The sequence below is a fragment of the Corticibacter populi genome (genome assembly GCF_004217315.1).
Classification (GTDB): domain Bacteria; phylum Pseudomonadota; class Gammaproteobacteria; order Burkholderiales; family Burkholderiaceae_C; genus Lampropedia; species Lampropedia populi.
The window spans coordinates 518,949-539,868 of sequence record NZ_SGWR01000001.1; the positions used below are offsets into that span (position 1 = coordinate 518,949).

The window sequence follows — 20,920 nt, forward strand, 5'->3', positions numbered from 1 at the left end:
ACTTGCTACGCAAGCCGCTTACCTTAGTCGTTAGCCTTCTTGGGGACATAGTCATGCCGTTCGAGCACTTCCCTCCTGCCCTTGGAAAGGGTGAATATCACTGCCCTTACTGCAACGTTTATGCGAAGCAATTCTATGCACATCTATTGACCTTGACGCAGTTCAATTGGCGTAGCGAGGTTGCCTCACAATCCATGTTCAATGAGGTCCTGCCAAAGGATTGGATTGTTACAAAATGCCAGCATTGCAGTCAGGTCGCTTTCTGGCATGGTCAGAACATGATCTACCCAAAGAAGACCATCGCTGCCCCACCAAACCAAGACCTTTCAGAATCCATCCAGGCCGACTACCACGAGGCTGCAAGTGTTCTTGCAGATTCCCCTAGGGCTGCCGCCGCACTTTTGAGGCTTGCTTTACAGAAGTTGTGTGTTCAGCTGGGGGAAGAAGGCAAGAACATCAACGACGACATCAAAAGCCTCGTCAAGAAGGGCCTCAATCCGCTCGTGCAGAAATCTCTCGACGCCCTCAGAATCACTGGGAACAACGCCGTTCATCCAGGAGAAATCGATCTTTCGGAAGAACCTCAAAGGGTTCTTAAGCTCTTCGAGCTAATCAACTTCATTGCAAACAAGATGATCACCGAGCCGAAAGAAATAGAGTCCTTCTACGACGGGCTTCCTTCTGGCGCAATTCAAGCCGTCGACAAGCGGGACAAGGCATAGTCAGAAGGCTAACAATTCATTCAAGCCGAAGCCGCTTCGCAGCGCGGCTTAACTCAGGCGTTAGAGCGCACCCGGATGCTAAACGAGCTCTCATACAAACTTCTTGTCCGCCCAGGGTCTACCGGCAGCACGTCGACGACCGCGAGAACATCCGCTGATTTCCACATTGACGGGGAGTCTCTTCTCCGCACCATTGTCAAACAACATGGCGGCCATGGGGATTTTATGGGCGCTCTTGTCCGAGGCTACCCAGAGTCCCAAGCAGATGTTGCCAGGCAATTGACGCTGCAGGGCGCGCCTGAATCTGACTCCGGAAGAGTACTTCTTTACATATGCCCAGAGTGCGGCGATATTGGCTGCGGTGCCTACAGTGTTAAGGTAAGTCGGGATCAAAGGACATACACGTGGGGAGACTTCGCCTACGAGAACGGCTATGAGAACCCTCGCCTATTAGAAACGGTTGGTCCATTTGTATTTGAGGCTATTCAGTATGAGACAGCAGTTGAGTCGGCTAGTGCGCTCTAACAATTCATTCAAGCCGACGCCGCTTTGCGGCGCGGCTTAACTCAGGCGTTAGAATCACCAAAGCAGCAGATCCAAATTATGAGCCAGATGAAAATCTTGTTCAAGAGGTGCCTGCCAAACGCAAACGTCCTCTGGAGGTGTGGTCTCATCGCAGCCCAGGCCGTGCCTGCCGAGAGGCAGGAACAGCGTGTGGAGCTATGACTTTGTCTATGATGCCTGTGCCAATGGCCAGACACTGAAATGCCTGACCGTGGTCGATGAATACACGCGGTAATGCCTGGCCATTGATGTGGCAGGCAGTATCCGTGCCAAGCGGGTGATCGACGTACTCAGTTGCCTGGTCAGCCTGCGTGGTGCGCCGAAATATCTGCGCAGCGACAATGGCCCCGAGTTCGTCAGCGCCCAGCTATTGCAGTGGGCGGTGCAGGAGAGGCTGGAGACGGTGTTGATCGAACCCGGCAAGCCCTGCAGAACGGTACCAATGAGAGCTTCAACGGCAAATTCCGGGATGAATGCCTGTCCATGGAGCGGTTTCGAAACCGGCTTGAAGCGAGGGTCATCATTGAGGACTGGCGACATCACTACAATGATGTTCGGCCACATTCCAGCCTGAATTACCTGACCCCATGACAGTTCGTAGGAACACTGACCAATGATTTAACAACCATGGCCTGCGTCTCTAATTCCGATTGGTAGGAAATTTCCGGGTAGGTCAGTCTTTTTTGTGCCTGTTCCAAGCCGCCCCCGGCTTGCCCATTTGGGTCACACGGATGGTACGGAAAAACATATAGTATGGAAAAACATACCATCGCGGCAGCTCCGTCGATCTTCGAAATCACAAGCGATATCAGCGCATTACGCTTTGAGTGATGAAGCGGCTTTCACCTTCTTTGGTCGTACAGGCTTGGCGTGGCCTGCCTTCTTCAACGCCTTCTGCAATGCGGCCATGCCCTGCCACATTTTCTCGGCTTGGACGGGGGAAATCTCGCCGCCATCAGCGATGTGCTGCACGACCTGCTGCAGGCTGAACGGCAAGCCATCCGTGCTGTAGCGCCTTCGGAACTCAGTCTGCTCCTGCTCTCTTTGCTTGAAGAACTCCTCTGCCTGCGTGCGTTCTTCCTCCGTGAGCTTCTCGGCTTCTGCCGCAGGCAATGACGTCATGTACTTGAGGCAGGTCGCAACCACCTTGCCCGATGAACGCTTGTGCCCGGGGTCATAGGTCGAGCGGATGAACTGGATTTTGCGGCCTTGTTCGCGGATCTGCATGGGTCATTCTCCCTTAGCAAGTAGTCAGATCAATATTCGTCCGACTACGCGGATTCAATTATATCCTATCAGCAGATGCAATTCAATCCGATGGACATATTAAATATCATCTGTGCAACAGATAGATAAATATCCATCGACAGATTGATATGAATCCGAGTAGACGGATGGATTCCTATCCATTATGCGAAGGCTTCGTAACCTCCGCAAGGTGCGTAGGATTGGATGGTGCGCCTGGCTGATTGCGAAAGTGGTCCTGCAGCAACATGCGGAGCTCATCGGTACTCATGCCTGGTCGGATGTCCGTGCGCACTGCTTCGACTTTTGCCCGTACCCACTCGTCGTACTCACCGTGAGCCAACTCCTGATTTGCCAAGCGCAGCAGCAATTCGACACGCTCAGGACCATGATCTTGCGGGGATATCTGCGACAGCCTCTCGGCCAACTCTCTCAGGAAACTGGCGTTCTGATAGTGATTTATGGGGCTCATGTCCATGGTGTCTTCCTGCTCTGTATGCCTAATCGCATTTTGACTTATAGGATTTGAATGGCTTTGTCAAGCCGAAACCCGCTTGCACGTGCGGCGGGGTTTCGGCTTGAGACAGTTTTCTCTGATTGCAACACTGGCAGGCATTGGTGGTGGGCTGTGTTCCCACCGTTGGCCCGTGTCGAAGCGCAGCAGCGGCGGGCAGTTATCCGAGGTCCAGCCATGCAACAGGAAGATCAACAGCAAGAGCCAGTGGTGGCGCAGCAAGCCATTGAAGACGAGGCGGCGCGCAAGGCTCAATCGGATGCAACAGTCGATCCGCTGCCTGAAGTGGATTTTTTGGAAGGCGCGGCGGCAGAACCTGCTGATGAGGCGCGTGATGCATCGTCCGAGGGACAGGCGAGCAAGCGCAGCGCTCTGGCTGGTCTGCCTTTCTCGCTCAAGAAGATGGTCATTGGCTCAGTCATTGCGATTGCTATCGCTGGTGGCGCATCGGCATGGCTGGCTCTGCGTGACCAGGGGCTTGCAGCCCCTCCTGTGGTGCCACAGCCTGAACTCGCCAGCAGTTTCGAGCCGCTTCCAGCTGACCTGGGCGTCGTCGGCGCAGGCGAGCTGGATCAGACCTTGGCTCTTGAAAGCCCCCCAGCCTCCTATGAGGATGATGATGAGGCCCTGACCCACGACATTGGCGTCATCGACCATGTCGCTGCGGGAGATGCCCGCAGCGCAGGTTCATCGATCCCTGCATCCGCCCAGCAGCTGCAGGCGCTGGAGCAGCAGGTCATGGCATTGCAAAGTGCCCTGGCGCAGCAACAAAGCTGGAACGCAACGCTCGAAGCTGGACTTGTCAAAGCCGGTCTGCTTCGGCAAGAGGACGGCCAGGCCACGCTGGATGTTCAGCATTTCATCGCTTCGAGTTCATCAGCATCCGCAGCAGCGCCTGCTGCCAAGCGGGCCATCGTGAGCCGACCTGCCGCACCCAGGCAGCAGCCGCGCCGCGAGGCGGTCGCCAGGGCGCCGGAGCCTGCCGAGCCGCAAGTCAAGCTCGTCTCGATCGACATGTGGAACGGCCAGCCTTCGGTGGTGGTCGGCACCACCGATACGTCGCTCGGCTACCGCGTGCTGCAGGTCGGCGATTCGACGCGTGGCATCACGCTGCAGTCGGCGGATCCCGTCACGCAGACCGCCGTGTTCCTGGTCGGCGGCAAGCCGCAGATCCTGCGCAAAGTGCAGTGAGGCAGGCAATGCGTTTGACCACAGAAATCCGCGCCGCCGTCCTGGTCGTGCTCTGGACCACCACCGCAGCCTGGTCGCAGCAGGTGGGCAACAAGCCCATCGCCGCCACCGAGATCGGGGCACGCCAACAGGCGGCCACGCAGGCCGGCGCCATCCAGCTCGACGACCTGGACCAGTTGCAGGCGCAGTTTTGGGGACTCTCGACCGACGAGATGCGCCGCGCCAAGCTGCTGATGCAGGGGCCGCGTGCCGCATTCTCGGTCGAGAACATCTCGCCGGTCGAGGTGCTGGGCATCCATGCGCGCAGCGCCGACGAGCGCCGCAAGTACGCCGAGAAGTTCGCCAAGGCGCTGCGCGAAGACGTCGAGCGATCGCTGGCCTGGGAACGCGAGTTCCAGGGCGCCATGCAGCGCCTCTATCCGAATTCCCCCATGGTCGATTTCTCGGCCATGCCCCCTGTCGAGGCGTCGACCACGGCGGCGGACATGCTCAATGTCCCGCGAGACAAGGTGATCGACCCGCAGGCGCAGCGCGCACGCGTGCCTGTGCAGGCCTCGCAGGCCGATCGCAACGCCGGCCGGCGTGCCATTGAACAGCTGCAGCGGAGGTGAGTGGATGCAGCGGCGCAACTTGCTCATTGCAACAGCGGTCATGCTCTCCGGTGGCTGGTCCAGTGTGAGCGCAAGCTCGCCAGTCGGCCAGACCCGCATGATCCTGCCGCAGGGCACCTACAAGCGCATCGTGCCGCTGGGTCAGTCTGCAGCTGCGCCCGCGTCAACACCTGTCCGCGCCCATCCGACCAGGCCGCAGCCTGCCGCAGGCCAGGTGCCCTGGGCCTACGCCCAGGTCGCCGCCGAACATGGCCTGCCGGCCTGGGCGCTGTATGGCGTGGCACTGCAAGAGAGCCGCATGAAGTTTGGCGAGCGGGTGCTGCCATTCCCCTGGACGCTGTGCGTGCGCGGCCGTGGCGAGCGATACCGCTCGCACGCAGCAGCCCTTGATGCGCTACAGCGTCACATTCGCACGGGCATCACCAATGTCGATTGCGGCTCCATGCAGGTCAACTGGCATTGGCATGGTGCCAAATTCGCATCCAAGTCGGACGCGCTCGATCACTGGACGAACCTGCGCGTGGGCGCCTCGATCCTGCAAGGCCTCTACCAGGCGCGCCGCGACTGGCTGACGGCCTTCAAGCTCTATCACATCGGCTCCGAGCGCCCGGACAACCGTGAGAGGGGCAACCGCTATGCCCGTTCAGTGGTGCGCCAGATCGCCCTGCAGGGCGTCGATACCCGCCAGCTGCTGGGAGTGACCGCATGAGCTGGTACGTCGCCCTCCCCCTGGTCTTTTTCCTCTCCATGCCCAGCCATGCCCAACAGGCTGTGCTGACGCAGCTGCATGACAGCGGCCGCACTGTGCCACTGGAGCCGTACATGGCCTACATGGTGGCCGGCGATGACCAGGACGGCGTGCTGCCAGGCCTGCGGTTCCCACTGGTCACGGCCCTGCATCGTGGTGTGCTGCCGCAGGATGGCCTGCAGGTGTTCGATGCGCAGTGGATGACGCAGGACGTGTTCCTGATCGGCACCGACGAGGATTCGCTGCTCTGGCTGCGCTACAACAAGCAGCGCCTGGAGCAGCTGGGCGCCTGGGGCGTGGTGGTCGCCTCGCAGGACGAGCCCGCCTTCAAGGTTGCGCAGGCTGAGGCGGCGCCGCTGGCATTGGCGCCGGCGACCAGCCGCTGGCTGGAGCAGCAGCTGCTGCGTGCGGGCAGCAGCGTCTATCCGGTGCTGCTGCGCCGTGATGGCACGGTGCAGCAGATCCTGAAGGGCCTGCCATGAGGTCGGAAACCGGACTCGAGGCCCTGCTGCGCCCACCGGTCGAGTGGTATTCGGCCTTCGTGCTGCTGGTGGTTGCGGCCATCGCGGTGCTGACGCCCTGGGCGCTGATGATGCCCTGGCACATGGCCCTGGTGGTTGCGGCCATTGCCGGCTACGCCGGCTGGACGCGGCTGCGCGAAGGCCTGCGCATCGTGCGCTACCACCACAACCTCAAGTATTACCCGGTCACGCGCATCGCTCCGCACAAGATTCCGGTCGGGCCCGGCGAGTTCTATCTCGGCGAGGGTTTTGCCTGGACACAGCAGCACACGCAGCGCGTGCATGAAGCGCGCCGACCCGATGCAAAGCCCTATGTCACGCAGAGTGCCCGCGAGATTGCGCTGCGCAATTGGGGAGCCAAGGTGCAAGAGGGCAACTCGCGGTTGCTCAAGCGCCTCACCGGCTTCGACCATTGGCTCAACCCGTTCAAGCCCTACCCCGATCTGGGTGGCTCGCCGGTACTGCACGGCGTCGGCTCCATCGATGAGCGGCCGGTCAAGATGCGCCAGAGCAGCCGCAACGGCCACATGGTGGTGATGGGCACGACCCGCGTGGGCAAGACGCGCCTCTTGGAGATGCTCGCCACGCAGGATATCCACGCCGGCCACGTCGTGATCATCATCGACCCCAAGGGCGACGCGGACCTGATGCTGCGCGTGCAGGCCGAAGCCCGACGCGCTGGCCGGCTAGAGCAGCTCTATCTGTTCCACCTCGGCTACCCGGAAATCTCCGCCCGCTACAACGGCATCGGCAGTTTCAGCCGGATCACGGAAGTCGCCACGCGCGCCACCAACGCCCTGCCCTCATCTGGCAACAGCGCGGCATTCAAGGAGTTCAGCTGGCGGTTCACCAACATCGTCGCGCAGGCGCAGGTGGCCCTCGGGCGCATTCCGACCTACGAAACCCTGCTGCACGATGTCACCGGCATTGAGCCGCTGTTCCTGGAGTACGTGACCTGGTACTACGCGAATCAGGCCATCAACCACCAGCGATTTGTGGACTTCAAGGACAAGATTGAAGTGCTCAAGGCCTTGGCCGAGTCCAAGAAGCTGCAAGGTGTCGATAAAACACTGCAGAACCGGGCGCCAGAAGTGATTGCCATGGCGGTCTGGATCCGGGAATCCAAGGCTACCGACAACGTGCTGCTGGGTCTGCTGGGCGCTGTTTCGTATGACCGCTCTTTCTACGAAAAGATCATCGCCTCGCTCGGTCCTTTCCTCGAAAAGCTGATCTCCGGCCAGGTGGGCAAGCTCATCAGCCCGGACTACCTCGATCCCGATGACGACAGGCCCATCTTCGACTGGATGACGGTGATGCGCCAGGGTGGCATCGTTTATGCGGGCCTGGATGCGCTCTCCGATTCCGTTGTCTCGGCTGCCGTTGGCAACTCGATGCTCTCGGACCTGGTGAGCGTGGGCGGCAAGCTCTACAAGACCGGGCTCGACCCGCACCATCCGGAGGGCAAGATTTCCCTGCCGAAGGTGTGCTGCCACTTCGATGAAGTCAACGAGATCGCCGGGCCCGAATTCGTGCCGATGGTCAACAAGCTCGGCGGCAGCGGGTTCCAGATCACCGCCTACACGCAGTCGTTCTTCGACATCGAGTCCAAGGTGGGCGACAAGGCGAAGGCCGGACAGATCTTCGACAACTTCAACCATGTGGTGATGCTGCGTGTGCGCTCGATCACCACGGCGAACCTGGTGGCCGAGCAGATGCCCGAGGTGGACGTGGTGCATCTGACACCGGTCTCGGGCGTGACCGATTCGGCCGCACAGGGCGGCGCCGACTTCACGTCCCGCAACGACGACATCCTGACCTCCGTCAAGATGCCCATGATTGCGGCCTCGGACATTCTCAAGCTGCCCCAGGGCCAGGCGATTGCGCTGCTCGAAGGCAACCGCGCCTACAAGATCCGCATCCCGCTTGCGGACACCACGAATGACCCATTCGTGCCCGAGTCCCTCAAGAAGGTAGCGCAGGACATGAAGCGGCGCTACCGCACCTCGGAGAGCTGGGCAGCCGAGACCGACTGGCTGGGAGGCCAGCCAGTCGGACCGGGCCTCATCGATGACACGCTCGCAGAGGAAACCGAGACGGCCGCAGATGCTGATGATGCGGCCGCACATGGCAGCGACACCGCTGTCGTCACGACGATCGATCAGAGGGGTGCGTGATGGCCATGGCAGCAGCACAGTCCCGCCCCATCCAGCCGCAAAGCCGTGGCCCGATCAGCATCGTGCTGGAGATCGCCATGGGCCTGGTCTTCATGTCGCTGTTCTCGATCTTCGTGGGCACGATCATCGAGATTGCCGGCTCCTACACATTCTGGAAGGCCGAGGGCCTGGGACATGCCCAGCGCATCGTCCAGCAGGATCTGCACTACATCGAGCAGGCTCCGCGCAGCATCCTGGTGCGCGATACCGTGTCCTTCTCCAAGCGGCTCATCGAGCGAGTGCGCTTTCCCTACGAGCGCCTGGGCATCCTGCGCTGGTACCAAAGCAGCCACAGCACCACGGGTGTCGGCGATCTGCTGCAGGGCCAGTCCAGCGGAACCCGCCAGGTGCGTGCCGGCGTCGATCGTGCGAGCGCCACGGCCAGCCGCATGTTTGCGCACATTGCGGTCACCAGCATGTATGTGGCCCAGGACGTGTTCCTGCGGCTTGCCATCGCGGTCTTCGCGCTGCCGGCATTCGCCCTGGCCTGCCTGGTGGGCGTGGTCGACGGCATGGTCAAGCGCGACCTGCGCCGCTGGCAGGGCGGACGCGAGTCCAGTTTCGTCTACCACCACGCCAAACGCTACACCAAATGGGCGCTCACCGCCGGCTTTGGCTTCTACCTGACGTGGCCCTTCGGCGGCATCAACCCGACCTGGATGGTCCTCATCTTCACCGTGCTGGTGGCGTTCACCCTCAGCGTCACGGTGGCCAGTTTCAAGAAATACGTCTGATCTTTGTACGTCTGATCTTTTGCAGGAGAGAACGCATGCATGCATACCCATCCCGACAACTCAATGGCCGCGCCTGGCTGGCTGCGCTGCTGGTGGCCGCAGCTGGCCTGGCAACGCCCGCGTTCGCTGACAACCTGGACGCCGAGCGCGAGCGTCTGGCCGTCATTGATGGCGAAATCACCATGCTCAAGCAGCTGGTGGCCAAGGCGCAGGCCTCGGCGCCAAGCGGACAGCGCGTCAAGTTCCACTACGAGTGGCTGATCGCCGACTTGGAGCAGATGCAGCAAGGCATCCGCGACCACCTCAACTCGCCCAGGCAGCCGCGTCCGGTGCCGGCGTTGCATGGCGACTACCGCCAGTGATCGCACCCACCGATCGCACCCACCGATCGCCCACACCAATCGCCCCACTCATGAGCACGAACACCCTCTTCTCTGATGGCTCCGGCGTTGATGCCTCCGTGCTGGCCGTCACCCTGCAGTCCATCGGCTCGGTCGTCGCCATCATGGTTTTTGCCTGGATCGTGGGCCGCGTCCTGCAGGCCTACCAGAGCGAGCAGCTCAAGGCAGGAGAAGCCATCTGGCAATGCGTCAAGGCGGTGGTGGTGTTGATGTTCGTACTGACCGCGATTTTTGTCGTCTGAAACCGCGTTTTCTTCCCTCTTTCAACTCACTCTTTCAGGAGAAATCACCATGTCCCCATCTTCTCGACTCCTCGCCACTGCGATGGCCAACCCGCGCACCGCGCTCATGCTGCTGGCCGTGCTGGGCGCGGCACTCGGGTGGAGCGATGCCCATGCAGCCTTGCCGACCGTCGACCTGCCGGAAGGCATCGACGGCCAGCAGGTCTCCCAGGGGGATTGGCTGGGAGCCATGGGCGGCTACTTCAAGAAGGGTGTCACGATTCTCGGATTGATCATGGCAGCATGGGGCTTCTTGATGGTCGTCTCCGGAGCGTTCACGAAGTGGCGAGCCTACTCGAAGGGCCAGGCCGAGTTTGCCGACCTCAAGGAGTACATGATCACCGGCGCAATCTTCACGGTCTTCCTGATCCTGATGGTTACCTACGCCTTCGAGGTCTTCAGCTGATCGGATCAGGCCATGCAGCACAAGGCAGTGATCACCGACCTGGTCAACAGCGAGCCCAACGTGTTCCAGGGCATGAACGTCACGGAAGCGGCGTTCATCGGTGGGATCTCGATGGTGGTTTTCCTCGTCGCGGGAGGCGCGGTTTTCGCAGCGACTGGCCTCTGGCAGGCCATCCTGCTGCTGGCGGTGTTCGGGCCGCTGGTGGTGCTGTACCTGGCGAGCGCGCAGCTGGCGGTGATCAAGCGCGGCAGGCCCGATGGCTACTACGGCCAGGCCATCCACCGCTGGCTGGCAGCGCGCAATGTCGTCACCGACAAATCGATCTCGCGCAGCGGCGGCTGGGATATCGGACGGCGCATCCTCGGTTTCGAGAGTCCCTTCCACATGCCGTTCAGCTCCGGCCTCCCCTCGGCAGCCACTTCCCGCAAGCAGGCGCGTCCGGTTGCCCGGCGAGCCCCTTTCAAACAGACAGCCCGCACAACCCGCACTGAACCATGAGTTACATCGACGCGCTCGAAACCGAGCGCAAGAAATCCGCGCAGCTGGTCAAGATCATGGCCTGTGGCGCATTGCTGGGCCTGGCGGCGATGTACCTGCTGTACGCATCGCCCAAGCACGTCACGGTTCATCTGGCGCCGGACGTGCGCGCCGGCGACAGCGTCGACATCAGGGACGGCCATTCGCCGGTGCCCAGCAGCAATGTCTATTCGTTTGGGTACTACATCTGGCAGCAGGTCAACCGCTGGCAGGCCGATGGCAGCAAGGACTATCCGGCGCAGGTCTTTGCATTGCAGGCCTACCTGACGCCGCGCTGCCGCGCCCAGCTGGTCGCCGACATGGAAACACGTGGCAAGCGCGGCGAGCTGCGCCAGCGCACGCGCCTGGTCACCGAGATCCCCGGTTTTGGCTTCGCCGAAAACCGCGTCATCAGCGAAGGCGGTTCGAGCTGGCAGGTGCTGCTGGACATGCAGCTGATCGAAGAGTTCCGCGGCCACTCGCTCAAGGACGTGTTCATCCGCTACCCGCTGCGGGTCGTGCGCTATGACGTCGACCGACAACGCAACCCCTGGGGCCTGGCTTTGGACTGCTTTGGCGCCGCTACCCCAGCGCGCATCAATGCCGCTGATGTAGCAGCAGGCAAACCCCAGCAGGCACCCACCAGCATTGCGCCGATGACGCTGCCGCGCACCACCAATCAGTCCGTTGACCCGCTCGCCGATGCCGCACGCGGCCCCGCTGCCAGGAGCAATCCATGACTCACAATTTCCACACATCCCGCCTGGTGCAGGCCTGCTGCGCTCTGGCAATCGCATTGGGCGCTGGCCTGGATGCAGCCAAGGCGCAGACCATTGACGACATCCCTGCCGAGCTGGTGGATATCACGCCGGGGCAGCGTGCAGCATCCCCTGCCCCTGTTGCAGCCGTTGCGATGCCGGCAATGCCAGACCTGGGCGAGAGGCCCGATCTCGCACCCGATCCCGTCGTCCAGGCCGAGGTGTTCCAGCAGCTGGATGTGGCTGCGAATCCAAGCGGCGCCGACGTTGGCATTGCTGCCCGTGCGGTGCGCGAGGCGCAGAGCAAGCGCGCCGCCACGCCGGCGCGTGCGAGTACGGAGCGTGTGGTTTTCAACCGCCGTCCGATCGGTGTGGCGCTCCCGGTGGGTCACGAACGCCTGATCACACTGCCCTCGCCGGCCGTGCTGCATGTACCTGGTGACATCGAGGTGGCCGTCAGGCTCGAATCCATTGGCCGCACGGTCTACGCGAGAGCGCTGCGTCCATTCGCGCCGCTGCGAATCATCGCGGAGCTGATAGAGACCGGCGAGCAGGTGCCACTGGACCTGGTGGCCAACGAGGGCACCGTCACAGCTTCCGAGGAGCTCGAAGTGTTCCTGGGTGAACGCGTGCTTGCAGACCGCAAGAGCGAGCCGACGGTATCGACCGAGCATCAGGACCAGGAGCAGCAACAGGCTGCCGACATGGTGCAGCTCACACGTCATGCGGCCCGCGCACTCTACGCGCCCAAGCGCCTGGCCTACGGTACGGCCGGTGTCTCCCAGGTCAAGCTCGATACCACCCCTGTCAACGGCCTCATTCGAGGTGCCCTGGTCGAGACGACGCCCATCGGACAGTGGCGCTCGGGCAACCTGTGGGTAACGGCAGTGGTGGTGCGCAACCTGGCCAAGAGCCCACTGGAGATACCGCTGGAAGCCTTGCGCGGCCAGTGGTTGGCCGCAACGGCCCAGCACGGTCGCATTGGCCCGGCCGGCAGCGAGCGCGACACGACCGCGATCTACCTGGTCTGCCAGCGTCCATTCGAATCCTGCAGGTAAGGAGCAGCACACATGGCAACCAGCAATCGCATGCTTCCGATCATGGCCGGCGCCGTCGGCTTGATCGCCGTCGTCATCGTGGTCCAGCGCTGCACGTCCGATGCGCCGGTGCGCTCTGATGCACCGATGCAGGCGCTGCCACGTGTGCAGGCCGGCGCCGACGCCGACACCATGACCGAGGCACTCAATACGGTCACGACCAGCAACAATGCCCTGCGCGAGCAGGTGCAGCAGCTCGTCGAGCAGAACATCCGCATCATGCGCGAGAACGAGCAGCTGCGCGGCGGCCGGCCAGGCGCGCCAATGCCTGCAGGCACAGCCAATGATGTGGTCGATCTCGGCGGCAGCGACGTGGCGACTGCGCCCGCAGGCGATCCGTCGCCACTCGCGGGCATTGGCCGTGCCATCGACTCAGCCACGCAGACCATCGGCACGATCAGCAGCACCCGCCAGGGCATGCCCAATGCCGGCACGGTGCGCGATGCGGCGCGGGCGGCCAATGGCATGCCACCTGCGGTCTCGCAGTCCGCAGAGGTCGATCCCGATGCCGGCTCGGTCGCCTACAAGGCGCTGGCACCCATGGGCTGGCAAGCAGCGACAGAGACCCAACGCGGCAAGGCGCCGGTGGTGCGCTATGTGCGCACCTCGGCGGCCGCAGCCGACAATGAGGCGGCCAGTGCAAGCCAGGCCGTTGCCAAAGCCGCCGCCGCCCGCCCGCAGGATGAGCCCTACTTCACGCTGCCGGACAACGCCACGCTGGTGGACGTCACGGCCATGACGGCCATCATTGGACGTGTACCGGTCGATGGTCGCGTGACGGACCCGATGCAATTCAAGGCCATCGTCGGGCGCGAGAACCTGGCGGCCAACGGCTGGGAACTGCCAGGGGACATCGAGGGCGTCATCGTCTCGGGTATTGCCGTTGGCGACATGGCGCTGTCCTGCTCCGAGGGGCATATCCAGTCGCTCACGTTCGTTTTCAACGACGGCACGATCAGCACGACCCGATCCGGTCAGTCAGCATCCAACATCAACACGAACAGCAGCAACGCCGGCAACCAGCGCAGCGGCTACATGGGCTACATCAGCGACCTGCACGGCAACCCCTGCATCGTCGGCCGCTTCGTGACCAATGCGCCTTCCTACCTCACGGACATCGTCGGCCTCAAGAGCCTGGAGGTTGCAGCGCAGTCGTTCGCCAACGCACAGACCACCACCAACCAGACCGCAGACGGCTTCACCAGCGCTGTCACAGGCAGTCGTGGCGACTATGTGATGGGACAGGCGGCATCGTCGGCTGCCAGCGAAGTCTCGAACTGGCTGCTCTCGCGTCTGCAGAACAGCTTCGATGCCGTGGTCACGCCCAGCGGACAGCGCCTGGTCGTGCATCTGACACAGGAAGTGCGCATCGACAAGATCGTCGGCGCACGCAAGATCGTTCACCGCCAGCAGGCGGCCACAACCCAACAGCGAGGCACCCACTATGGCCTGGAATGACGCCATCTCCTTCATTTCCCTTCCGGCGCTGCTGGTGGTGACCGCCACGCTGGCCGGCTGCTCGGTGGCCGGGCCCCGGCAATCGCCGCTGATCGATGCGACGGCCGGCAGCCCGACGATCTCGGACATCTACAGCGGCCGCATCGCCCCTGGCACCGACGAGCCAGCCCGGCCCGATACACGCGCACTGCTTTACGGCAAGGGAGGTGCGCGCTCGATCGGCGCCGGCGACGAGCTCACTGACCGCTACTGGTCGGCCCTGGAGCCGATGAACCAACGGTTCCAGCGCGTGCCCAATCCCGACCTGGTGATGGTCGTCTATCCGCACCTGGCCAAGGGCAAATACCCGGTGCCGGGCTATGTGACCGTGTTCCCGATGTACGACGAAGTGCATTACGCACTGCCCGGCGAGGTGGAGATCGAGCTCGCCACGGCCAAGAGCCTTAATCGCCCGGATGGGGCGCGATGATGGAGTCACGCATGCTCGATGACATCTTCAAGCTCTTCGGATTGGGCACGGACCGTAACGCTGCCAGTCAGGCAGCCAGTCAGGAAAAACAGGCAGAGGAAAAACAGGCAGATCCGATCGCGGGTGGTCAGTCCGCGACGCCTGCCATCGAGCGGCAGCGGCGCGAGCGGCCCTTGACGATTGCGTACCGGCGCAAGATGGCCGAGCGCCCGCCCTCGTTCACGGAGCTTCTGCCCTACAAGCAGTACCTCGATGCCGAGCAGGTGTTCGTGATGGAGGATGGCGCCACGGTGGGTGCGATGCTCGAACTCACGCCGATCTCGACCGAGTCAAGAACCGAGCAGGATCTGCAGGCTTACCGCATGAAGATCCAGGACGCCCTGCAGGCGATACCGGAAGCCGCTGGCTCGCCCTGGATCGTGCAGTTCTACCTGAGTGACGACCAGAACGTCACGCCCCTCAAGGAACGCCTGCAGGCCTACATCCAGGAGGTGCACAAGGTCTATCCAGAGCGCGCCAAGGCCATCCGGGAATCGCGCTACACGCGGGCGGTGCTGGCCGAGTTTGATCGGCACATTGACCTTGCGTCACGACCCGAAGGTCTGTTCACAGACACGCTGGTGACCGGCCAGACCTGGCGCGCGCAGCTGCGCCGCGTGCGCTGCTGCATCTACCGGCGCTTTGGCGCAATGGATGCGACCGAAGCCAATACCGCCTCTCAGCAGGTCAATGCCGCGGTATCGATGTTCACGTCCGCACTGGCCGAGGCCGGCATTGCCAGCCACCGGGGCGATGGCAAGGATTTCTACGAATGGCTCATGCCATTCTTCAATCCTGCGCCCAAATTTGCCAGTAATGTTGCCGAGGCGCTCAAGGTCATGCCCTATACCGACGGCAAGACACCGCCCGGACGCCCGCCGCTCTTTGGTTTCGACATCGCTGAATCATTGTCGGCGTCGCGCCCCAGGTCGGACCTGGAGGCCGGCATCTGGGAGTTCGATGGCCGGCCTTACAAGGCTTTGGTTCTGCAGGCGCTGCAGCGAGATCCGCAGATCGGCCACTTCAGCGCCGAACGGCGGGAGGACAAGCACTTCTACGCCCGATTCGACCGGCTGCCGCCAGGCTCGATGCTCTCGATCACCATCGTGGTTGAACCGCAATACAAGGTGCAGGGCCGCGTCGAGCGTATCCGCGATGCATCCAGGGCCAAGACGGCGGTTGCCATGCAGACGCATGCCGAGTGCGAGGGCGTGCTCCAATGCATGAGCACCGGCGAGAAGCTGTTTCCGGCCTACACGGTGCTCTACGTCACCGCCGCAGACCGCAAGGCTCTCGATGACGTGGTCAATCAGGCCAGCACCAGTCTGACGTCGTCAGGCATGAAGCTGATTGACCCCAGGCAGGATCTGGTGCCGCTCGATGAATTCATCCGGGGCCTGCCGTTCAATTATGACCACGCCTTCGACACCAAATTCCTGCGCCGCCAGCGCCTGATATTTGCCTCGCAACTGGCGGCGATGCTGCCGGTCTATGGCCGTGCCAGGGGCACCAACAATCCTGGCATGTGGTTCTGGAACCGGGGTGGAGAGCCCATCTGGATGGACCCGTTGAGCAAGCACGACCGCAAGAAGAACGCGCACATGCTGGTGTTCGGGCCGACTGGTGCGGGCAAGTCGGCCACGCTCAACTACCTCTCGATGCTGACGATGGCGGTGCATCGTCCGCGCCTGGTGATCGTGGATGCCGGGCGGTCGTTCTCGCTGCTGATGAATTACTTCGCGGAGATGGGACTCTCGACCTACAGCGCCGAACTCACCAGCTATTCAGATGTGTCCTTGCCGCCCTTCGTGCATGCCTTGCGCCTGCTCGATGACCCCGATGTGATGGGGTCCTACCTGTCGGCCGAACAGCAGGCGCGCACCAATGCCGGCTTGCCCGATGACGAGGCCATCAACAAGCTCGCGGGAGGCGATGACGTTCTCGATGCCGCAGAAGACGACGAGGATGACAGTGAGCTGCAAAAGCGCGACCTGCTCGGGGAGATGTTGATCGCCGCCATCATGATGATCACTGGCGGCGAGACTGCGGAAGTGGCTCGCATGGGCCGTGCCGATCGTTACCTGATTTCAACGGCCATCATCCGCGCTGCCATGCAATGCCGCGATGAAGGGCGTGCGCATCCGCTGGCTCAGGATGTGGCCTTGCAACTGATGGGCATGAACAAAGACCCCAGCCTTTCTGCGGTCCGGCAACTGCGCGCCGAGGAAATGGGCCAGGCGATGATGCCGTTCACCCAGGGGCTGCGCGGGCGCATCTTCAACCGCGTCGGCACGGACTGGCCGGACGTGGACGTCACCCTGGTCGAGATGGGCACGCTCACCCAGGATGGCTATGGCGATGCCATGGCGCTGGCCTACACCAGCCTCATCGATGCGGTGCAGTCCCGCGGTGAACGCACTCAGGCCGATGACCGCCCCATCATCTTCCTGACCGATGAGGGCCACTTGATCACCACCAACGAGCTGCTCGGCCCCAAGATCGCCAAGGGCACGAAGATGTGGCGCAAGTTGGGCATCTGGTTCTGGCTCGCCACGCAGAACCTGGCCGACTTCCCGGCATCCATGAGCCGCGTGCTGTCCATGTGCGAATACTGGATGCTGCTGACCATGGACAAGTCGGAGATCGAGGAGATCGCCCGGTTCCGGGCGCTTTCTCCCGAGCAGCGCCAGATGATCGAATCGGCCCGCAAGGAGCCACCGAAATTCACCGAGGGCGTGATGATATCGGCTGGTGGTCAGGTGCTGTTTCGCAATGTTCCGCCCTCGCTGCCCATTGCGCTGGCGATGACTGAAAAGCACGAAAAAGCGCAGCGCCGCAGGCTCATGGAAGAGCACGGCGTCAACGAGATGGATGCAGCCGTGATGGTGGCCCGCCAGCTCGAAAAGGCCCGGGAGTGAGCCATGCGCAAAGTGCTGACCATGCTCCTCCTCGCCCTGGCCGCCGGCGCCGGTACTGGTGCCCACGCTCAGATCATTGCTTCAAGCCAGGCGCGCTACCAAGGCATCACCCACGTCGAAGTCTTCGCCAACTCGGCGATGCCGATCCGCGCCGGCCAGGCCGCGCAGCGCACGCAGTTGCAGATCTTCCGTGTCGATGACGTCCAGCTCATCGAGGAGGAAATCAATGTCGGCGTGCCAGCCAGCGAGGCGGCCGCGATGGCGCATCTGCAGCGGCAGGAAGCGGCCATCCGAAGGAAGTACCAGGCACGCATCCAGCAGGCCTCTACCGGCATGAGCCGCGCCATCGCCTACCGGCTCTCGCGCATCCCGGCCGTGGTGATCAACCAGAAATTCGTGCTCTACGGCATCACCGACATCGATGCGGCCGCGGACTTGTTCCAGCAGCGCCAGGCCAACTTGCAGGGGGATGGTCAATGAGGTCCACCAGGCGCATGACGATCGGCACGCAGCTGGGCATGGTGGCTGCATCGGCATTGCTCGCCATGGGCAGCCTGGCCCTGCCTGGTCGCACGGCCTTGGCCGCCACGAACACGGCGGCGATCATCAGCAACACCATCGCGGCCGCGCCCTCGTGCCTGTCATACCGGGTCGAGGGCCTGTGCTTCTTCCTCTATTGCTCCTGGCGGGGCTGCCGCATCCGCACGTCGCTGCGGGTGAGCCACTATGTGCCCGATGCCATCGTGTCCACCTACAACGCGGCCTCGCAGCATCCGTGGGGAGATCTCGGCGCGGTGGTGGCCACCACGCTGACTGCCGCCAGCAGCACGATGCTGGCGACGCTGCCTGACAGTTCCGCAGGCGGGATGAACACCGCTGCGGCCATGGCGAGTTTCAAGGGGGCGGATGCCTTTGGCAACCCGGTGGGCATGTTCGCACAGATGATCTCATCGGGTGGCGTGTTCTCGGTACCCACCACATTGGCGATTCCGGACACCAGCGAGATCTCCGGGTTCCTCAGCAACGAACTGCCCAACATCGGCAAGCAATGGACGCAGGTGCCCCAGGAGATCGCATCCGGGGTCGGCTCAGGGGCCGTGAGCATGCTCAGCGGCAAGGAAGCGCTGCTCTCGGCTGTGCGTACGCTCATGTCCACAGTCGATGCGGTCAGGCGCGTCACGCAGATCTACAACACCATCGGCAACATCCAGTCGGCCCTCTCCTCGATCTCGCAGATCGTGGGGATCATCAATGGCGCCACTGGCGGGCAGACGATTTTCTGTCCGGGCGCGGCCTCGATGTTCAGCCTGCATTTCTCATCCGAGCTCGACGCGTACTTCTGGCGCGGCGTCATGCCGCTGGAGATGCTCTACCCGCAGGCCTGGGTGCCAACGCTGGGCGAAGTGGGTACCGGCGTGACAACCTGGGGCAGCATCTATCCGCGCACCGGCGAGATCATCCAGGGGCACCCGGTCAAGGCCTCGGCCGTACTCGCTGAACGGGTCAATTCGATCATCAGCCGCTCGAATCAGCCGCACATCTACGCTCGCCTAAAAGTCAACGGCGGCAGCGGCTACCGCTATTTCAAGCAGGGCACCGATCCCAAGTGGCAGATGCTCTATCCCGTCGCCGATCGCAGCTGCGCGACCTTCGGCGGCAATGACAGCCTGTCGCTCTCAAGCTGGGGCGACGGGCGCACGTCCACCGAGGACGGCTACAGCTGGAACCTCTGGCGCAAGTACGAATGCTGCCGCCGGCGCGGCTCCTACCTCTACAGCATCCCATGAGTCCCATCATGACTTCGACCATCACCTCCATCCATGCGCGGTTGCCTTCGCTTCGGCTTGCGGCCATCGCAGCGGCGCTGTGCTTGCACCTGGCTGCAGCCGATGCGCAGCCGGTTTCCGCATCCAACCTCTATTACCGCCTGGGCGGCTCCTCGCCGGCGAGCATGGCCGTCAACCGCAACATGAACAGCATGCGGCTCGGCCTCTCGGCGGGTCTCAAGATGAACTACTCCTGTGGCAAGTTCGACGTGGGCATGTCCTGGTCCACGCTGATGAACAGCGTCTCCAACCTGGGCGCGACGATCAGCGGAGCCATACAGGCAGGCATCTCGTCCCTGCCTCTTTACGTGCTGCAGCGGGCCCAGCCTGGTCTCTACCAGCTGTTCCAGAATTTCTCGCAGAAGGCGGATCTGCTGGTGGCTTCCTCGCTCAAGAGCTGCGAGGAGATGGAGGCGATGATCAGGAATGGTCAGAACCCATACGAGGATTGGGTCAAGATGGCCAAGGGGGAAAGCTGGAAGGTCAAGGCTTCGGCATCCGGCGACGTGGTGCAGGCCAAGGCCGACATCAACGGCAATGAGTTCGCGCAAAAGCGGGGCATCACCTGGGTCAACGGCAAGCTGGCCGGTGGCGACAGCACCGATCCGATCGAGCCGATCAAGGACATCAGTGTCGCTGGCTACAACGCCACGCTGAATCTGCCGGTGAGCACGTCGCCCAGCACGGACTACCGCAACACGCCGCACGGCGTGCAGCGCCTGGTGCGTGCATTCAAGGACGCCAACAGCCTCTCGACATTCACCACCGAAGTGCTGGGCGACCAGGCCATCAAGCTCTCGGCATCACAGCCGACCACCACCAACACGGCCACCGGGCTGGGTCCCAAGCTCGAGGACGAGCTCAAGGATGTTCAGCCCAAGCTCGTTGCTGCCGTCAAGCAATCGGGCGGGGTCAGCGCGCAGACCCTCTCGGAGATCTCCGCACCAGGCCTGGGTATCAGTCCGCAGCTGATGGAGGCCATCAAGAGCATGCCAGCCGACCAGCAGGCGCTGGTCATCGGACGGCTCTCCGAAGAGATCGCCATCCATCGCGTCGTGGACAAGGCCCTGATCGCACGCAACGTGCTGATCACCGGCCTGAGCCTGCCCGAGGTCCAGGCGGCAGGCGATGCCGTCAAGGACGTGCAGACCAAGATCGACCGTCTCACACAGTACATCGAGGATCTGCTGTTCGAGTTCCGCATCAGGAAGGAGATGACCAGCAGCACGGCGCTCGCCATCCTTGAAAACCAGGTCGACCGCAGTACGTCTGCAGCGGCCGTGCCGGGCACGCAGTACGTCGATCCACGGCCACTGGAAGGCGGCAAGGTCAGCCAATGATGAAGACCGCCTTCAAGTACCTGGTGGCCGCCATCCTGGCCTTCCTGGCCCTCTCGGTGGTGGCGATGCTGATGCTGCGCGCCGGCGTTGACCTGGTCGCGCTGGACGAGCGCCTGCAGGGCCTCTTCGACGTGTTCCGCCTGGCTCACCTAGTGGCCTGGCTGGCCCTGTTCGTGCGCTGGCCAGCGGCCATTGACTGGTGCATCGGCAAGGGTTGGCTGCGCAGCCAGGACCGTGCCGTCTGGTATGGCCTCAAGGCCAAGATCATGACGGCGCTGGCCGCCTACATCCTGATCGTGGTTGTGGGCCCGGCGCGGCTCTTCAGCATTCTCTGAGCGACAAGGGCAA

At 62.6% G+C, this 20,920-nt stretch carries 22 protein-coding genes and 1 pseudogene; 21 read left to right on the forward strand and 2 right to left on the reverse strand.

Annotated features, from left to right (window positions below; translation table 11 throughout):
• Positions 1–53 precede the first annotated feature (53 nt).
• Positions 54–722, forward strand: coding sequence for a DUF4145 domain-containing protein (locus EV687_RS02250; RefSeq protein ID WP_122227103.1), 669 nt, complete (start codon positions 54–56; stop codon positions 720–722).
• Between the two features lie 676 nt (positions 723–1,398).
• Positions 1,399–1,877 (forward strand): annotated as a pseudogene (locus EV687_RS02260) (integrase core domain-containing protein); the annotation flags it as partial.
• Positions 1,878–2,102: 225 nt separating this feature from the next.
• Here EV687_RS02260 and EV687_RS02265 read toward each other — a convergent pair.
• Both EV687_RS02265 and EV687_RS02270 read right to left on the reverse strand, forming a co-directional pair.
• On the reverse strand, positions 2,103–2,513 hold the full coding sequence (locus EV687_RS02265) for a hypothetical protein (RefSeq protein WP_122226258.1): 411 nt from the start codon (positions 2,511–2,513) through the stop codon (positions 2,103–2,105).
• A 175-nt stretch (positions 2,514–2,688) separates the two neighbouring features.
• Positions 2,689–3,009 carry a plasmid stabilization protein gene (locus EV687_RS02270; protein ID WP_242612419.1) on the reverse strand — a complete coding sequence of 107 codons (321 nt, stop codon included), beginning with the start codon at positions 3,007–3,009 and terminating at the stop codon, positions 2,689–2,691.
• A gap of 51 nt (positions 3,010–3,060) precedes the next feature.
• Between EV687_RS02270 and EV687_RS02275 the strand changes: the two genes are divergently transcribed.
• Genes EV687_RS02275 through EV687_RS02365 form a run of 19 tightly spaced genes read left to right on the forward strand, consistent with a single transcriptional unit; the run spans position 3,061 to position 20,907 of the window.
• The gene (locus EV687_RS02275) at positions 3,061–4,236 is read left to right on the forward strand and encodes a hypothetical protein (RefSeq protein WP_130466414.1); all 1,176 of its coding nucleotides are present in this window, start codon (positions 3,061–3,063) and stop codon (positions 4,234–4,236) included.
• An 8-nt stretch (positions 4,237–4,244) separates the two neighbouring features.
• A complete protein-coding gene (locus tag EV687_RS02280) occupies positions 4,245–4,847 on the forward strand; it encodes a hypothetical protein (protein ID WP_207226362.1) in 603 nt (200 codons plus the stop codon).
• A 4-nt stretch (positions 4,848–4,851) separates the two neighbouring features.
• On the forward strand, positions 4,852–5,556 hold the full coding sequence (locus tag EV687_RS02285) for a lysozyme family protein (RefSeq protein ID WP_122226260.1): 705 nt from the start codon (positions 4,852–4,854) through the stop codon (positions 5,554–5,556).
• Positions 5,553–6,077, forward strand: coding sequence for a PFL_4695 family integrating conjugative element protein (locus EV687_RS02290; RefSeq protein WP_122226261.1), 525 nt, complete (start codon positions 5,553–5,555; stop codon positions 6,075–6,077). The genes EV687_RS02285 and EV687_RS02290 overlap by 4 nt, the downstream gene beginning before the upstream one ends.
• On the forward strand, positions 6,074–8,290 hold the full coding sequence (traD, locus tag EV687_RS02295) for a type IV conjugative transfer system coupling protein TraD (protein ID WP_122226262.1): 2,217 nt from the start codon (positions 6,074–6,076) through the stop codon (positions 8,288–8,290). Before EV687_RS02290 ends, traD begins: the two co-directional genes overlap by 4 nt.
• Positions 8,290–9,063 carry a TIGR03747 family integrating conjugative element membrane protein gene (locus EV687_RS02300; RefSeq protein ID WP_242612421.1) on the forward strand — a complete coding sequence of 258 codons (774 nt, stop codon included), beginning with the start codon at positions 8,290–8,292 and terminating at the stop codon, positions 9,061–9,063. Before traD ends, EV687_RS02300 begins: the two co-directional genes overlap by 1 nt.
• Before the next feature lie 35 nt (positions 9,064–9,098).
• Positions 9,099–9,425: an integrative conjugative element protein, RAQPRD family gene (locus tag EV687_RS02305; protein WP_122226263.1), complete on the forward strand. Its 327-nt coding sequence runs from the start codon at positions 9,099–9,101 to the stop codon at positions 9,423–9,425.
• Positions 9,426–9,475: 50 nt separating this feature from the next.
• Complete coding sequence (locus tag EV687_RS02310) at positions 9,476–9,706, forward strand: DUF3262 family protein (RefSeq protein ID WP_122226264.1); 231 nt, start codon at positions 9,476–9,478, stop codon at positions 9,704–9,706.
• 49 nt (positions 9,707–9,755) lie between these two features.
• Complete coding sequence (locus EV687_RS02315) at positions 9,756–10,151, forward strand: DUF2976 domain-containing protein (protein WP_122226265.1); 396 nt, start codon at positions 9,756–9,758, stop codon at positions 10,149–10,151.
• A 12-nt stretch (positions 10,152–10,163) separates the two neighbouring features.
• Positions 10,164–10,649 carry a TIGR03750 family conjugal transfer protein gene (locus EV687_RS02320; RefSeq protein WP_122226266.1) on the forward strand — a complete coding sequence of 162 codons (486 nt, stop codon included), beginning with the start codon at positions 10,164–10,166 and terminating at the stop codon, positions 10,647–10,649.
• Complete coding sequence (locus EV687_RS02325) at positions 10,646–11,407, forward strand: PFL_4703 family integrating conjugative element protein (RefSeq protein ID WP_122226267.1); 762 nt, start codon at positions 10,646–10,648, stop codon at positions 11,405–11,407. The genes EV687_RS02320 and EV687_RS02325 overlap by 4 nt, the downstream gene beginning before the upstream one ends.
• A complete protein-coding gene (locus tag EV687_RS02330) occupies positions 11,404–12,483 on the forward strand; it encodes a TIGR03749 family integrating conjugative element protein (protein ID WP_242612422.1) in 1,080 nt (359 codons plus the stop codon). The genes EV687_RS02325 and EV687_RS02330 overlap by 4 nt, the downstream gene beginning before the upstream one ends.
• A gap of 12 nt (positions 12,484–12,495) precedes the next feature.
• Entirely contained in the window at positions 12,496–13,980 is a 1,485-nt protein-coding gene (locus EV687_RS02335) for a TIGR03752 family integrating conjugative element protein (RefSeq protein ID WP_122226268.1), read from the forward strand.
• Positions 13,967–14,449 (forward strand): TIGR03751 family conjugal transfer lipoprotein, encoded by a 483-nt coding sequence (locus tag EV687_RS02340; RefSeq protein WP_122226269.1) that lies wholly within the window; start codon positions 13,967–13,969, stop codon positions 14,447–14,449. The genes EV687_RS02335 and EV687_RS02340 overlap by 14 nt, the downstream gene beginning before the upstream one ends.
• 11 nt (positions 14,450–14,460) lie before the next feature.
• Entirely contained in the window at positions 14,461–17,406 is a 2,946-nt protein-coding gene (locus tag EV687_RS02345; RefSeq protein WP_122226270.1) for a conjugative transfer ATPase, read from the forward strand.
• A gap of 21 nt (positions 17,407–17,427) precedes the next feature.
• Entirely contained in the window at positions 17,428–17,886 is a 459-nt protein-coding gene (locus EV687_RS02350) for a TIGR03757 family integrating conjugative element protein (protein WP_162846528.1), read from the forward strand.
• A 14-nt stretch (positions 17,887–17,900) separates the two neighbouring features.
• Positions 17,901–19,193, forward strand: coding sequence for a TraU family protein (locus EV687_RS02355; protein WP_242612425.1), 1,293 nt, complete (start codon positions 17,901–17,903; stop codon positions 19,191–19,193).
• 8 nt (positions 19,194–19,201) lie between these two features.
• A complete protein-coding gene (locus EV687_RS02360) occupies positions 19,202–20,572 on the forward strand; it encodes an integrating conjugative element protein (RefSeq protein WP_122227111.1) in 1,371 nt (456 codons plus the stop codon).
• Complete coding sequence (locus EV687_RS02365; RefSeq protein ID WP_130466416.1) at positions 20,569–20,907, forward strand: hypothetical protein; 339 nt, start codon at positions 20,569–20,571, stop codon at positions 20,905–20,907. The genes EV687_RS02360 and EV687_RS02365 overlap by 4 nt, the downstream gene beginning before the upstream one ends.
• Positions 20,908–20,920 lie beyond the last annotated feature (13 nt).

Bases quoted from the DNA above. Each gene is read 5' to 3' on its own strand.
- EV687_RS02290 (WP_122226261.1), top strand. From the start codon at position 5,553: ATGAGCTGGTACGTCGCCCTCCCCCTGGTCTTTTTCCTCTCCATGCCC.
- EV687_RS02280 (WP_207226362.1), top strand. From the start codon at position 4,245: ATGCGTTTGACCACAGAAATCCGCGCCGCCGTCCTGGTCGTGCTCTGG.
- EV687_RS02360 (WP_122227111.1), top strand. From the start codon at position 19,202: ATGACTTCGACCATCACCTCCATCCATGCGCGGTTGCCTTCGCTTCGG.
- EV687_RS02265 (WP_122226258.1), bottom strand. From the start codon at position 2,513: ATGCAGATCCGCGAACAAGGCCGCAAAATCCAGTTCATCCGCTCGACC.
- EV687_RS02355 (WP_242612425.1), top strand. From the start codon at position 17,901: ATGACGATCGGCACGCAGCTGGGCATGGTGGCTGCATCGGCATTGCTC.
- EV687_RS02340 (WP_122226269.1), top strand. From the start codon at position 13,967: ATGGCCTGGAATGACGCCATCTCCTTCATTTCCCTTCCGGCGCTGCTG.
- EV687_RS02300 (WP_242612421.1), top strand. From the start codon at position 8,290: ATGGCCATGGCAGCAGCACAGTCCCGCCCCATCCAGCCGCAAAGCCGT.
- EV687_RS02305 (WP_122226263.1), top strand. From the start codon at position 9,099: ATGCATGCATACCCATCCCGACAACTCAATGGCCGCGCCTGGCTGGCT.
- EV687_RS02345 (WP_122226270.1), top strand. From the start codon at position 14,461: ATGCTCGATGACATCTTCAAGCTCTTCGGATTGGGCACGGACCGTAAC.
- EV687_RS02335 (WP_122226268.1), top strand. From the start codon at position 12,496: ATGGCAACCAGCAATCGCATGCTTCCGATCATGGCCGGCGCCGTCGGC.
- EV687_RS02365 (WP_130466416.1), top strand. From the start codon at position 20,569: ATGATGAAGACCGCCTTCAAGTACCTGGTGGCCGCCATCCTGGCCTTC.
- EV687_RS02270 (WP_242612419.1), bottom strand. From the start codon at position 3,009: ATGGACATGAGCCCCATAAATCACTATCAGAACGCCAGTTTCCTGAGA.
- traD (WP_122226262.1), top strand. From the start codon at position 6,074: ATGAGGTCGGAAACCGGACTCGAGGCCCTGCTGCGCCCACCGGTCGAG.
- EV687_RS02320 (WP_122226266.1), top strand. From the start codon at position 10,164: ATGCAGCACAAGGCAGTGATCACCGACCTGGTCAACAGCGAGCCCAAC.
- EV687_RS02275 (WP_130466414.1), top strand. From the start codon at position 3,061: ATGGCTTTGTCAAGCCGAAACCCGCTTGCACGTGCGGCGGGGTTTCGG.
- EV687_RS02330 (WP_242612422.1), top strand. From the start codon at position 11,404: ATGACTCACAATTTCCACACATCCCGCCTGGTGCAGGCCTGCTGCGCT.
- EV687_RS02325 (WP_122226267.1), top strand. From the start codon at position 10,646: ATGAGTTACATCGACGCGCTCGAAACCGAGCGCAAGAAATCCGCGCAG.
- EV687_RS02250 (WP_122227103.1), top strand. From the start codon at position 54: ATGCCGTTCGAGCACTTCCCTCCTGCCCTTGGAAAGGGTGAATATCAC.
- EV687_RS02310 (WP_122226264.1), top strand. From the start codon at position 9,476: ATGAGCACGAACACCCTCTTCTCTGATGGCTCCGGCGTTGATGCCTCC.
- EV687_RS02285 (WP_122226260.1), top strand. From the start codon at position 4,852: ATGCAGCGGCGCAACTTGCTCATTGCAACAGCGGTCATGCTCTCCGGT.
- EV687_RS02350 (WP_162846528.1), top strand. From the start codon at position 17,428: ATGCTCCTCCTCGCCCTGGCCGCCGGCGCCGGTACTGGTGCCCACGCT.
- EV687_RS02315 (WP_122226265.1), top strand. From the start codon at position 9,756: ATGTCCCCATCTTCTCGACTCCTCGCCACTGCGATGGCCAACCCGCGC.